The sequence below is a fragment of the Rhodomicrobium sp. R_RK_3 genome (assembly GCF_002198715.1).
Classification (GTDB): domain Bacteria; phylum Pseudomonadota; class Alphaproteobacteria; order Rhizobiales; family Rhodomicrobiaceae; genus R-RK-3.
The window spans coordinates 220,766-232,910 of sequence record NZ_MWLK01000001.1 but is presented as its reverse complement, the minus strand read 5'-3'; the positions used below and the strand labels follow the sequence as shown (position 1 = coordinate 232,910).

The window sequence follows — 12,145 nt, the reverse complement described above, 5'->3', positions numbered from 1 at the left end:
GCCGGCCCCTCCCGCGCCGCCGCCCGCCGAACTCTGGCCGATCATGGTGCCGCTGGGGATTTTCTTCCTGTTCTTCGCCTTTCTCTGGATCTGAGTGAGGGCCCGGTTCCGTCCCTCTCCCAAGCTATGCAAATCCGGTAGGGCTGGGTGCGCCGCGATATGGGTTGTTCGCAAGTGCGAAAGAGACCAGTTTTGGGGGTCAGGAAACACCAGGGCAGTCCTTCCTGATTTCGAGATAGGAGAGCCACATGGCCAAAGAGATTACCTATGCGGCCGGCGGTCATTTTTACGCTGCCCCGCGTGGCGCCAGCAAGCCGACGCTGCTTCAGCGCGGCATCGATTGGCTTGCATCGCGCCGCGTCGCGCGCAATGACCTCGCCATCGAGCGCTATATTCACGAGCATGGCGGCGTCTTGACCGACAGCGTCGAGCGCGAGATCGCCAAGCGCTTCATCGAGACCCAGCCCGGCCGGTTCTAAGCCTTAGCAGCTTCGGCTGTTGACCCATGCCCGGAGGCGGATCGGCCCCTGAAGCCGGACCGCGCCGGGCATTTGCATGTCCGCGCCATGCTTATCCACACGCGCTATGCGCGTAGCGGGCCTCACCCGCATCATCCCCTATCCGCCCCAGCCCGCGCCGTGCTACCTCTCATGCAATCCGAAACGGCCGGGAGCATCCGATTGAGCCTGTGGGTCGTCATCGCCGCCGCGATCGCGCTGATCGCAGCCACCCTCGCCGCCGCGTTCGCCTTTTTGGGGCCTGAGCGCATCTGGTCGCTTTATGGCCCTGCCGACCTCGGCCCCGTGAGCTTCGAAACTTTGCAGCGGCGCAAGAAGCCGAATGACGCGCTTGCTGCCCCCGCCGATCTGACCCGCGCCAGGATCGACGTCTACCCGCCGGTCTTTGCCGTCGACGCCGCAGCCTTGCGCCGAGCGCTCGGCCGGGCGATCGCCTCGGAGCGAAGGCTGACGCTGGTGGCGATCGACGATGCCGTTCCGGCCGAGCGCTACGTCCAGCGCAGCGAGCGCATGCGCTTTCCCGACACCATCATCGTGCGCTTTCTGGATCGCCCGGGCGGCCGCTCGACGCTCGCCATCTATTCCCGCTCGCAGCTCGGCGGCAACGATCTCGGCGTCAATCTCGCCCGCATCAATCGCTGGCTGGACAAGCTCGCCAAGGAAGTGCCGCCGGTCGCCGAATAGCGGAGCACGCCCGTCAGTCGATCAAGATCTGATCGACCTGGCTCGGGTAGAACGCCACCTTGCCCTTCAGCTCGGCGACCTCGTCATAGGGCTCGTTATAGGCCCAGACGGCGTTCTCCGCCCGCTTGCCGCCGACATCCAGCGACCAATAGTTGGCCCGTCCCTTGAACGGGCAATAGCTGGTGTGGTCGCTCGCGCGCAGCACATCCTGGCGCACATCGGCCAGGGGCACATAATGCACCGGCGGGTAGGTCGACTCGTTCACCGTGACGGCGGCCATGCTGTCGGCGATGACCTCGCCGTTGAAGATCACCTGCACATGGTGCGGGCCGGGCTCCAGATCGACGCGGTGGTCGGGCCGCTTCGCGTAGCCGGGGCCGGAATTGGGCATCGTTTGCGCCATACCGTTTTCCTCATGCTCGATAGAACAAGCATGTCAGATAGGTGCGGCGCAGCGCTTGCCAAGCCCTATTCGAACGCGAGCGCGGCGGCCGGATAGGTGCTGCTGCCCCACCGCGGCGGCACCGCGGCGGCCTGACCCTTCGGGCTGTCGGGGAAATATTCCGGCGGCAAACGTGTGATCAGCGAGGTGATATGCGAGCCCTGCACGGTGATATGCTCCCGCATCAGCCGGTCGGCCTCCTCGGCATGGCCGCCCTTGATGGCGTCCAGCACCGCCTGGTGCTCGCGGAACGAATCGCGAAGCCGGTTGTTGCGCCTGAGCTGGAACCGGCGATAGGCGCCGAGCCGGTTGCGAATCGAGACCGTCTGCTTGATGAGAAAGCTGTTGTGGCTGGCGCGGTAGACCGATTCATGGAAACGCGCATTGGCGAGGCAGTAGCCATCGAAATCATCGGCCTCGCAAAAGGCGCGGCAGGCATCGTGCCCGGCCTCGATCTGGATCATCTCGTCGGGCGTCGCGTGACGGGCGGCAAGCCGGGCGCAGACACCTTCGTAGATCGCCATCATCTCGAACATCTCGACCAGTTCGGCCATGCTGAGGCCCGAGACCACGGCGCCGCGATGCGGGCGGATGCGCACGAAACCTTCCGCCGCGAGCTGGCGCAAAGCTTCGCGCACGGGTGTTCGCGAGGAGCCGTAGCGCTCGGCCAGCCGGGATTCGTCCAGCCGCTCGCCGGGCTTGAAGTTGAACATCAAGATTTCATCTTCGATCTTGAGCTTGAGACTCTCAGCGATGGACAAGGCCATTGAGGAACCCGTGTGGCTGCGGCTGCGCTTAGACTAAAGTTTTAGGAGCGATGCTCCCCGTCTCTTCGATAGAGGGCGAAACGCCATTCGGCAACGCCTAATCTTGTATACGGAATAGTTGCATTTGTATAAAATGCCGAATTCACGAAGGGTTATATAGGCAAAGCCCCCATTCAGGCAGAATAGAAGGCCGAAGCCTTTCCGTTTGATGATTTAACGCGAAGCTGAGCTTGGCTGGGGCAGAGAGCGGGATTTCGAGATGAACGTTTCTTTCTTTGGGGAATTGCTGACGGCGATTTCGGACCGGGGGCGGCAGCTTCTGGACTTGTCCGGGATCGTGTCGAGCCATGGCGAGACCATCGAGAGCTTGTCGTCGGCGCTGCTTTCGGGGCGGGGCGAGGCGTCCGGCGTGGCGCTCGCCCGGCAGATCCTGGCGCGCTACGAAGCCCTCGACGATGACGGCCGCCGGCAATATTTCCGCTTCCTCGCCGAAAGCTTCACCCCCGATGCCGAGCGTGTCGCGAGCGCCGCGCGGGCCTATGTGCAGTCGCCCGGCCCCGACGCACTGCGCCGGCTGACCCAGGTGGTCGAGCCGCCGCGGCTGGAATTCCTGCGCCGCCTGAACCTTGCCCCCGGCGCCACTTCGTCCATCGTCAATATGCGCACCGACCTCTTGCGCTTCATCAAGGGCGACGACGCGCTTGCCGCCGTCGACCGCGATTTCGTGCATCTGCTGGTTTCCTGGTTCAATCGCGGCTTCCTGGTCTTGCAGCGCATCGACTGGTCGACCCCGGCCAACATCCTCGAGAAGATCATCCGCTACGAGGCCGTGCACGAGATCAAGGGCTGGGACGATCTGCGCCGCCGGCTGGACCCAGCCGACCGCCGCTGCTTTGCCTTCTTCCATCCGTCACTGGTCGATGAACCGCTGATCTTCGTCCAGGTGGCGCTCACCCGCGACGTGCCCGGTTCGATCCAGCAGGTCTTGGAGGAGGAGAAGCACGACGCCGCCCAGATCCGCGAGCCGAACACGGCGGTGTTCTATTCGATCTCGAACTGCCAGGACGGCCTGCGCGGCATCTCCTTCGGCAATTTCCTCATCAAGCAGGTGGTCGAGGACCTGACGCGCGCCATTCCGAGCCTGAAGACCTTCGTGACGCTGTCGCCGGTGCCGGGGTTCAGCGACTGGCTAGAGCGCGCCAAGGCCAGTCAGATCCTCACCTATCTCGATGCCACGGAACTGGCCATCCTCGACAATCTCGGCGATCCGGCCTGGACCGAGGATGAGGAACTCGTCGCCGCCATGGAGCCGGTGCTGATGGCGAGCGCCGCGCATTATTTCCTGGCGGCCAAAAATATCCACGGCCGGCCGGTCGATCCGGTTGCGCGCTTCCATCTCGGGAACGGAGCGCGGCTCGAGCGCATTAACTGGCTGGGCAATATTTCGCCGAAAGGCATGCGCGAGGCGCATGGGTTAATGGTGAACTATCGCTATGATCTGCGCGATATCGAGCGCAATCATGAGATGTACGCCCATGCCGGGACCGTGGCGGCGTCGAAGCCGGTGCGGTCCTATCTGAGGCTGCCGGAGAAATCGCAGGCGCTGGTGCCGGTCGGGGAATAGCCGCCGGAGGGCGAGCGGCTTGCTAAGACGATTTGGGAGAATGGCATGCGCTGGCGCGATCGGCAGGGAAGCGACAATGTCGAGGATCGGCGGGACGAACAGGGCGGCGGCGATGGCTTTCCGTTCCGTTTCCCGCGTGGCGGCGGCTTTCCCGGCGGCGGCGGCGGTGGCGACGGTCCGGTGGGCGGTCGTGGCGGCCTCGGCATCGTCGGCGTTCTCGTCATTCTGGGCCTTGCCTATTTCCTCGGCATCGATCCGCGCGTGATCCTCGACCAGACCGGCGGTGGCGGCGGCGGCATCCAACTGCCGATGCGCGAGGGCCCGCGCGAGGCGAACCGTCCGCTCAGCCCGGAGGAGCAGGAGCTGACGCAGTTCACCTCCGTCGTGCTGAAGACCACCGAGGACATCTGGGGCGAGCGCTTCAAGGCCAGCGGCCAGACCTATACGCCGCCGAAGCTGGTGCTGTTTCGCGGCGATGTCGACTCGCAATGCGGCATGGGCGTCTCGCAGATGGGCCCGTTCTACTGCCCCAATGACGGCAAGGTCTATGTCGACCTCTCCTTCTACGACGATCTGAAAAACCGCTTCGGCGCGAGCGGCGATTTCGCCCAAGCCTATGTCATCGCGCATGAGGTCGGCCATCACGTGCAGACCCTGCTCGGCATTTCCGCCAAGGTCGAGCGCGCGCGCTCGCGGGCCAGCGAGCGCGAGAGCAACGCGCTGCAGGTGCGGATGGAATTGCAGGCCGATTGCCTCGCCGGCATCTGGGCGCATGACGCGCAGAGCCGCCTGCAGATCGTCGAGCCCGGCGACATCGACGAGGCGCTGAACGCGGCGGCCGCCATCGGCGACGACCGCATCCAGCGCAAGACGCAAGGCCGCGTCACCCCCGACAGCTTCACCCACGGCACGTCGGCGGACCGCGTCGGCTGGTTCCGCAAGGGATTTCAGAGCGGCCAGTTCTCAGCCTGCGATACGTTCGCGCCCGGTGCGATTTAATGTCCAGGGAGAGCCGGTCGGGGTAGACTAGTAGATCGCCAACGGGAAATAGCGCAGCAGCAATTCTTCCATCCGGCCCGAGGCGCGGACGCGGGCGAGTGCGTAATTCAGCACTTCCTTCAGCCGGATATTGCCCTTGGTGACGGCGATGCCGACGCCCTCGCCGAAATATTTCGCCTCCATGAAGCCACGGCCGCGAAACTGGCAGCAATTCTCCGAATCCTGGCCGTTGATCCAGAACATCAGGCTGATGGCGTCGCCGAACAGCAGATCGATCTTCTCCTGCTTCAGCGCCTGACGCAGTTCGTCGTCACTGGCGAAAGTGACGATTTCCGAGCCGGGAAAGAAGCTGCGCAGATAGACTTCATGCGCGGTGTCCTTGACGACGCCGATCTTGAGGTCCTCCAAGTCGTCGGGCAGCACGCTTTCGATCTTGCTCGCATTGCGAACGACGAACTTTGCTGGCGTCGCGTAATAACTGTCGGTGAAGTCCACCTGCTCGATGGTCCCCGGCGTGATCGCCAGCGAGGCGATGACGGCGTCCGCCTCATCGTCTTTCAGGGCGGGGATCAGGCGCGCCCAATCCACCGAATTGACCTCGCAATTCACTTCCAGCTCGCGGCAGATGGCGCGCGCGAGATCGACATTGAAGCCGGTCAGCGTGCCGTCCTCGTCGCGGTAGTTGAAGGGCGGATAGTCGGTTTCGGTGACGAAGCGCAGCGCCAGCAGCCAGGACCAGTCCGGGCGCGGCCCGATGCTCTCCTCGCGCCATTGCGACGGTGCGGGGGCGGTTTCCTGCGCGGTGCCGGCGCCGGATGCCAGCAGCAGGGTGCCCAAAACCAAAGCGGCGAGGCGCCGCGACAATCTCCGCAAGTTCAGTCTCCGTATCATCCGAATCGCCGTGAGTGCCATGCCTGATAGGCATTTTGCGGTATTTTGGCGAGTGCCCGCGCTCAATACAATCAAAACAGCACCATTTGTCCCTGCGTTTAAACAGCCCCACGCATGATCAGTCCAGTTCCGAGTTTACCGCCCGAGCGCGGCAACGCCTGGCGCATCGGTCCGCGCGGCCTGCCCATTCTCCCCGTGCTGCTGCCGCCCCGCGCCGCGCCGCGCGCCCCGCCATTGCCGGCGCCGGTCAGCGAGGATGCCATTCTCGCCCATGCCGGGGTGCCGCCGCCCATGCTGGCAAGACTGCGGGCGCTGGCGCTGCGCTGGGGCGTGCCCTTGCGCGAGGCGGCGCTGTCGACAGGCGCGGTGCAGTCGGCTGCCTATTTGCGCGCGCTCGCCATCGTCTGCGGCATCCGCCCGCGCCGGACGGATGATGAATTAAGGCTGCGCCGCATCCACCCCGCGCCCGAACCTTACCGGCAGATCGTAAGCCGCCAGCCCGTGCCGCTGGAAGCCCCGATGGCGGCTGCGGCGTTGAACGGCGAGAGTTTCACCCCCGCATCCATCGCCGAGCTTGCGCGCGAGCTCGGCCCCGCCAAGGACCGGCTGTGCCTCGTCGGCCAACGCGATCTCGCCGCCGCCATCGCCAGGAGCTATGGACCGGAGCTGGCGCTCGCGGCGTCCGCCGGGCTCGGCGCGCGGCACCCGCGTTTCAGCGCGGCGATCGGGCTGAACGGCTGGCAGACGACCTCGCTCTCGGTCGCCGCCGGCCTGTTTCTCGGCGCGGCCATCTTCGCCACCCGCGAGACGCTGGTGGTCTATAGCGCCGCCCTGTCGCTGATGTTCATGCTGACCATTTGCCTGCGCTGCGCGGCGGCCGGTCATGCTTGCTATCGCCGCGTGCTCGGGCCGGGCAAGCCGCTGCGCCGGATGCGCTGCTCCGAGCTGCCGCGCTACACGGTGCTGGTCGCCATGTACCGGGAGGCGCGCGTCCTGCCGCAGCTCGTCGCCGCGCTCGAAGCGCTCGACTACCCGGCGGCCAAGCTCGACGTGAAGCTGGTGCTTGAGGCGGACGACGCCGAGACCATCGCGGCGGCGCAGGCTCTCAGGCTGGCGCCTTATTTCGAGATCGTCATCGTCCCGCCCGGCACGCCCCGCACCAAGCCGCGCGCGCTGAATTACGCGCTGCAATTCGCAACCGGCGAATATCTGGTGATCTACGACGCCGAAGACCGGCCCGACGCCGCGCAATTGCTGAAGGCGGCCTCGCATTTTCACAGCGCGTCGTCGCAGGTGGTCTGCCTGCAGGCCAAGCTGATTTTCGACAATGCCTCGGAAAACTGGCTCGCCAAGCAGTTCACCATCGAATACGCCTCGCTGTTCGGCGGCATCCTGCCGATGCTGGACAAGGCGCGCCTGCCGATGCCGCTCGGCGGCACCTCCAATCATTTCCGCACCGAGATCTTGCGCAAGCTTGGCGGCTGGGACGCCCACAATGTCACCGAGGACGCCGATCTCGGCATGCGGCTTTATCGCTGCGGGCTGAGGGCCGAGGTTCTGGAATCGACGACATTCGAGGAGGCCGCCTGCCAGCCCGGCAATTGGATCCGGCAGCGCACGCGCTGGCTGAAGGGCTGGATGCAGACTTATGGCGTGCATATGCGCCAGCCCGCGCGGCTCTACCGGGAGCTCGGGCCGGCGGGGTTTTTGGCTTTCCAGGGCCATTTCGCCGGCATCATCATCGCGGCGCTGGTCTATCCCTTATCCTTCGTGCTGATCGTCCATGACGCCGCGGCCGGCATGATCTTTGCCCCGGCGGAGACCGCTTTCGGCCATCAGCTCTGGATGATCGCGGTCTTCAATCTGGTCGCGGGCTATGCGGCGTCGCTGGCGCTGGGGCTGTTCGTGCTGAAGGGCAGGTCGGTGCGCCGGCTGGCGCCGCAGCTCGTGTTCATCCCGGTCTACTGGCTGTTCATCTCCGCCGCCGCCTACCGCGCCGTTTACCAGCTCATCACCGCACCCCATTATTGGGAGAAGACGGAGCACGGGGTGACGAGGGTCAGTCGAGTCAAGAATAACCGGTAACTTGCAGCGCGCAATAGCGATTCGGAGCTAAAATTTCCTAATCTGTCGGCGGGTCTATTGCGCAAATATTTGATAATGTTCCAATATTGTGTCCCGCATGTGGGACAAATCCGGCTTGGCCGCAATCTCTTGAATGTCGTCATAGGTTAGGAGACTGCAGCGTTCCGACAGCGGGCCGGTCTCGAGCAGACTAAATACGGGTCGTTTTATCTGGTCTAAGACTGCCGATTGACGTTCCTCCGGCGCTACAATGTGTAAGGGGATATTTATGTCCGGCTGGAGCGCAACGAGGTCAGCCATGCGCAATAACCCAGAGTAGATGGCCGTGGTGTGCTCGATTTCAAATGCTCGCGCGAAGATCGCCCTCGCAACCACAAAACATCGATCTGCTCAATAGTGCGGATGGTTGCATCGTTATAGTTCATTGGCAGCATATCGGCAATAATGTTGGATAAATCATATGCAGAAGCGGATTTTACTCGCTCACGGTCCGCCCTGGGCAACCAAATCCTGAAGCCCATCTTGTTTCCAATCTCGGCGATTAGACCTTGGACAACGTGCGATTGGCGGGCTTCAGGCTCTTTCACTGCTTCCGACTCAACCGCCCCGATGTCATCGTCCTCGCCGGGGATCTCGACCGGCAACTCCCCTGAAACAGTGCGAACAGTTGCCCGATTCAAAGCTCGACGATCTTTTGAGGTCAGATCGTAGCGCTGCGGCTGATGAGACTGCGCGATGAGACGCTTGAGCAAATACGCTCCATCCTCCTCTGGCAATCGTCTGAGTGAACGTTGAAAATTCGCTCCCCACCCGACGGAGCCAGGCACGATAGCTTTAGTCCAGGCCAGCGTCCTCCATATGTCAAGTTCGCGTATGGGTAAGGCATGTTCCGGATCGAGAACTACTAGAGGAGATACGCGGAAGCGGATAATGAACGGGTCAGTCTCTTGTTTAAACAATGGCGTTTCGTCAATATAGGCTTCTGACTCGATCTTTAGAGCGCCGCACCACCGTCCTAAACCGACCAGATAACACAGGAATACACTGTCTAGCGCTAGCGAACGCTGCGCTTGTGTCTTTTGATGCCGAGAAAATCCGGTAACGGTACATCCAGCCTCGCGGAATGCTGTCCACGTCTCAGGTGAGAATAGATTTAGAAAATAGGGCATGAGAACTCTCCTATCGTAAAATAGTAAATGGCCTTATCGCGTGTTTGTTCTCAGCGAAATTGACGGATTGATGCGCGCGGTCCTGCACAGCACCCAAGCTTCCCGCAGAGCCCCGACGGGTGTAACTTGTCGGAACCAGTCATTGAATCACCTAGGTGCTGGATGTGGCAAGGAGTGGAGATGTCTTGCAACGATCGTGACACGTTCAGCATTCTATTCACCTCAGAGCGAGCCATATTTTCTGCTCTCCTGGCAGTTGGAGAAGACTGAGCATGGGGTGACGAAGGTCAGTCGCCGGCGTTGAGGAGCGAAAACGATGAGCGGCGGCGAGGCGGTGACGCCGGGGGACGTGGTGGGGTTCTGGTTCTCCGAGGCGGTAAAGGCGAAATGGTTCGACGCGGACGCCGATTTCGATGCGGGCTTGCGGATGAGGTTCGAGGCGGCGCTCGGCAAGGCGAAGCGCGGCGAGCTTGCGGCGTGGGAGGCGAGCGCGGAGGGGATGCTGGCGCTGGTCGTCCTGCTCGACCAGATCCCGCGCAACATCTATCGCGCAACCCCGGAAGCGTTCGCGACGGACGGGCAGGCGCTTTCGCTTGCCGAACGGGCGATTGCCGCGGGTCTCGATGCGAAATTGACGCCGGAGCAGCGGATTTTCCTCTATCTGCCGTTCATGCATTCAGAGCGGCTGGCAGTCCAGGAGCGGGGCATCGCGCTATATGACGAGCTCGGCATCGCGGAACAGATCGACTACATGCGGCGCCACCGTGACGTCATCGCGCGGTTCGGACGCTTCCCGCATCGCAATGCCATCCTCGGCCGTGTCTCGACCGAAGCGGAGCTGGCGTTTCTGACCGAGCCGGGATCGCGGTTTTAGGGTGGAGGCGGGCCGGGGCCATCGCCTCAAAGATTGCGCTCCTTCGCCCCGCCGACGCTCTCCTCGCATTCGACCGTGCCGCCGGACCACGTCACCTGCAGCTTGGCCGAGTAGGCCGCGTCATCGCCGCCGAGCGTCACCATGCCGACCTTGGCGGGCGCATCCGGCGCGGCGCTGAAATTTCCGCCCTGATTGACATTGGAGCTGCCGCCGCCACTGGTCTTGCGCACCTGCAGCCGGTAGCTGCCCGCCACCTTGTCGCTGGCGAACACCATGCCTTCCAGTTGCACGCCGCCGCCGTCCCTCAAAACCTTGATCTCGCAGCGGATCGGACCGGATTCCGCGCTCGCCGCCGCGCCATGCTCGCTTGCCACGACCATCACTCCCAATCCGAGGGCCAGCGGGATGAACCGTTGCCCAGCCATTGCATTGCCTGCCGCCATTTGGTCTCCCTGCCGCCGGTATCCCTGCGCGGCCGAAATCGCTCCGTTGAACATGACGGCGATGCTATCGCGCGAGGCTTGCGTCGCGGTTGCCGATATTAGCGCCGGGGCGGCCGCGCGCCATCCGCGTAGTGCCACGTAGCCGTCAGCGGTAAAGCCGGGCGAGCCGCGCCATGGCTTTTGCCGCCTCGGCTTCGCCCCAGGCCGCAAAACCCATCAGCATGCCGCGATGAACGGCCGCCTTGGGCACCATGTGGAAATCGCCGAGCGGCTGTCCCTGCATATCGGCCTTGGCCAGATGCGCGGCGAGCGCCGCATCCGCCATGCCGTCGCGGCTGGTGACGACCGTCTGCAAGCCGCCATCGGGCATGGCCGCCGCCAGCGCCCCGCCGGAGTGCCGGGCGATGCCTTCGCAGAAGGCCGACAGGCGGTCGGAATAGATCGATTTCATCCGGCGGACATGGGCGGCGTAATGGCCGCGTTCGAGGAAATCGGCGAGAGCAAGCTGGATCACCGGCGGCACGAATTGCGCGGTGTGCCGGTGCACCTTCCGGAAGCCGTCCGCCAGCCCGGCCGGCACCACCACGAAGCCGACGCGGATCGCCGGCAGAAGGCTCTTCGAAAATGTGCCGAGATAGAGCACGCAGCCGCTGCGGTCGAGGCCCTGCAGCGCGGCGATCGGGCGGCCGCGATATTGGAACTCGCTGTCATAATCGTCCTCGACGATATAGGCGCCGGCGCGGCTCGCCGCATCGAGCAGTTCCAGACGCCGCGCCAGGGTCATCACCGCGCCCGTCGGATATTGATGGGAGGGCGTGGTGTAGATCAGCCGCGGTTTGCCCGAGGCGGGCGCACGCGATGGATCGATGCCTTGCGCGTCGACAGGCACGGGGACCAGCCGGCCGCCATGCGCGGAGAAGATCGCCTTGGCGCTGCGGAAGCCGGGCTCCTCGACCCAGCACTCCTCGCCGGGGGAGAGCAGGGCGCTGGTCAGCAGGCTGAGGCCGCCGCGCGCCGAGGAGGTGACGATAATCTGCTCAGCTTCCGCCACGACGCCGCGCGCCTCGGCCAGATGTTTGCACAGCGCCTGCCGGAAGCGCGGATGGCCGGACATGTGGTCGTAGCCCGCGCTCGGCGTGTCCGCGAGACGCGCGGCGCGGCGCAGGGCGGTGCTCCATTGCTCATGCGGGAAGGCGTTGAGATCGGGGATGCCGGGCGCGAAGGGTTGGGGATGGGCGAGCGCGGAGGGCTGAAACTCGGCGAGCGGCAGACGCCAATGCGGCGCGAGGCGGTGTTGGCGCGCTGCCGCTTTCGCCGGCTTGGCGCGCAGGAGGTCCGGTTCCGGCAGCGGCGCGACGCGCATGCCCGAGCCGGGCAGGCTCTCCAGAAAGCCCTCGGCCTTGAGCTGATCGAGCGCCGCCATCACCGTGTTGCGGCTGACCGCGAGACCCGCCGCCATCGCCCGGCTCGACGGCAGGCGCAGCTTGGCCGGGAGCTTTCCGGCCAGCACCGCGCGCTTGATCTGGTCGATGATCTGCACATGCAGCGGCACGGGGGTGGCCCGGGAGAGGTCGAGAATTCCGGACAGGAGATCGGCCAACTGGTCCTCTCAAAAATCGGGAACTGGCACTTTTCACTGGGGCCAGATT

12 protein-coding genes are annotated in these 12,145 nt (G+C 64.2%); 6 read left to right on the top strand and 6 right to left on the bottom strand.

Annotation, left to right across the window (positions count from 1 at the left end):
• The first annotated feature begins 248 nt into the window (after nt 1-248).
• Nucleotides 249-479, top strand: a complete 231-nt coding sequence (locus BLEFHOIH_RS01040; RefSeq protein ID WP_088342630.1) for a hypothetical protein — start codon at nt 249-251, stop codon at nt 477-479.
• Nucleotides 480-680: 201 nt separating this feature from the next.
• Complete coding sequence (locus tag BLEFHOIH_RS01035; RefSeq protein ID WP_170936931.1) at nt 681-1,202, top strand: DUF1499 domain-containing protein; 522 nt, start codon at nt 681-683, stop codon at nt 1,200-1,202.
• Between the two features lie 13 nt (nt 1,203-1,215).
• Here BLEFHOIH_RS01035 and BLEFHOIH_RS01030 read toward each other — a convergent pair whose 3' ends face one another.
• Together BLEFHOIH_RS01030 and BLEFHOIH_RS01025 are read right to left on the bottom strand one after the other, a co-directional pair.
• Nucleotides 1,216-1,605, bottom strand: coding sequence for a DUF427 domain-containing protein (locus BLEFHOIH_RS01030; RefSeq protein ID WP_245296814.1), 390 nt, complete (start codon nt 1,603-1,605; stop codon nt 1,216-1,218).
• Nucleotides 1,606-1,670: 65 nt separating this feature from the next.
• Nucleotides 1,671-2,411: a GntR family transcriptional regulator gene (locus BLEFHOIH_RS01025; protein WP_088342628.1), complete on the bottom strand. Its 741-nt coding sequence runs from the start codon at nt 2,409-2,411 to the stop codon at nt 1,671-1,673.
• A 259-nt stretch (nt 2,412-2,670) separates the two neighbouring features.
• On the opposite strand from BLEFHOIH_RS01025, the gene BLEFHOIH_RS01020 reads away from it, so the two are divergent.
• Both BLEFHOIH_RS01020 and BLEFHOIH_RS01015 read left to right on the top strand, forming a co-directional pair.
• Nucleotides 2,671-4,035: a malonyl-CoA decarboxylase gene (locus tag BLEFHOIH_RS01020; protein ID WP_088342627.1), complete on the top strand. Its 1,365-nt coding sequence runs from the start codon at nt 2,671-2,673 to the stop codon at nt 4,033-4,035.
• A 45-nt stretch (nt 4,036-4,080) separates the two neighbouring features.
• A complete protein-coding gene (locus BLEFHOIH_RS01015; protein ID WP_088342626.1) occupies nt 4,081-5,034 on the top strand; it encodes a neutral zinc metallopeptidase in 954 nt (317 codons plus the stop codon).
• Between the two features lie 27 nt (nt 5,035-5,061).
• Here BLEFHOIH_RS01015 and BLEFHOIH_RS01010 read toward each other — a convergent pair whose 3' ends face one another.
• On the bottom strand, nt 5,062-5,907 hold the full coding sequence (locus BLEFHOIH_RS01010) for a transporter substrate-binding domain-containing protein (RefSeq protein ID WP_170936930.1): 846 nt from the start codon (nt 5,905-5,907) through the stop codon (nt 5,062-5,064).
• Nucleotides 5,908-6,039: 132 nt separating this feature from the next.
• Here BLEFHOIH_RS01010 and BLEFHOIH_RS01005 point away from each other — a divergent pair, with 132 nt between their 5' ends.
• Nucleotides 6,040-8,010 carry a glycosyltransferase gene (locus tag BLEFHOIH_RS01005; protein ID WP_088342624.1) on the top strand — a complete coding sequence of 657 codons (1,971 nt, stop codon included), beginning with the start codon at nt 6,040-6,042 and terminating at the stop codon, nt 8,008-8,010.
• A 266-nt stretch (nt 8,011-8,276) separates the two neighbouring features.
• Here BLEFHOIH_RS01005 and BLEFHOIH_RS26005 read toward each other — a convergent pair whose 3' ends face one another.
• Nucleotides 8,277-9,179, bottom strand: a complete 903-nt coding sequence (locus BLEFHOIH_RS26005; protein WP_125461528.1) for a hypothetical protein — start codon at nt 9,177-9,179, stop codon at nt 8,277-8,279.
• A gap of 316 nt (nt 9,180-9,495) precedes the next feature.
• Here BLEFHOIH_RS26005 and BLEFHOIH_RS00995 point away from each other — a divergent pair, with 316 nt between their 5' ends.
• Nucleotides 9,496-10,053 (top strand): DUF924 family protein, encoded by a 558-nt coding sequence (locus tag BLEFHOIH_RS00995; protein WP_088342622.1) that lies wholly within the window; start codon nt 9,496-9,498, stop codon nt 10,051-10,053.
• A gap of 26 nt (nt 10,054-10,079) precedes the next feature.
• On the opposite strand, the gene csgH is transcribed toward BLEFHOIH_RS00995, so the two are convergent.
• Nucleotides 10,080-10,433, bottom strand: a complete 354-nt coding sequence (csgH, locus tag BLEFHOIH_RS00990; RefSeq protein WP_088342621.1) for a curli-like amyloid fiber formation chaperone CsgH — start codon at nt 10,431-10,433, stop codon at nt 10,080-10,082.
• 208 nt (nt 10,434-10,641) lie between these two features.
• Nucleotides 10,642-12,096, bottom strand: coding sequence for a PLP-dependent aminotransferase family protein (locus tag BLEFHOIH_RS00985; RefSeq protein ID WP_088342620.1), 1,455 nt, complete (start codon nt 12,094-12,096; stop codon nt 10,642-10,644).
• Between the last annotated feature and the right edge of the window lie 49 nt (nt 12,097-12,145).

What these genes read in the sequence shown, in the direction of transcription:
- BLEFHOIH_RS01040 (WP_088342630.1), top strand. Translation starts at nt 249, where the DNA reads ATGGCCAAAGAGATTACCTATGCGGCCGGCGGTCATTTTTACGCTGCC.
- BLEFHOIH_RS01030 (WP_245296814.1), bottom strand. Translation starts at nt 1,605, where the DNA reads ATGGCGCAAACGATGCCCAATTCCGGCCCCGGCTACGCGAAGCGGCCC.
- BLEFHOIH_RS01025 (WP_088342628.1), bottom strand. Translation starts at nt 2,411, where the DNA reads ATGGCCTTGTCCATCGCTGAGAGTCTCAAGCTCAAGATCGAAGATGAA.
- BLEFHOIH_RS01020 (WP_088342627.1), top strand. Translation starts at nt 2,671, where the DNA reads ATGAACGTTTCTTTCTTTGGGGAATTGCTGACGGCGATTTCGGACCGG.
- BLEFHOIH_RS01015 (WP_088342626.1), top strand. Translation starts at nt 4,081, where the DNA reads ATGCGCTGGCGCGATCGGCAGGGAAGCGACAATGTCGAGGATCGGCGG.
- BLEFHOIH_RS01005 (WP_088342624.1), top strand. Translation starts at nt 6,040, where the DNA reads ATGATCAGTCCAGTTCCGAGTTTACCGCCCGAGCGCGGCAACGCCTGG.
- BLEFHOIH_RS26005 (WP_125461528.1), bottom strand. Translation starts at nt 9,179, where the DNA reads ATGCCCTATTTTCTAAATCTATTCTCACCTGAGACGTGGACAGCATTC.
- BLEFHOIH_RS00995 (WP_088342622.1), top strand. Translation starts at nt 9,496, where the DNA reads ATGAGCGGCGGCGAGGCGGTGACGCCGGGGGACGTGGTGGGGTTCTGG.
- csgH (WP_088342621.1), bottom strand. Translation starts at nt 10,433, where the DNA reads ATGGTCGTGGCAAGCGAGCATGGCGCGGCGGCGAGCGCGGAATCCGGT.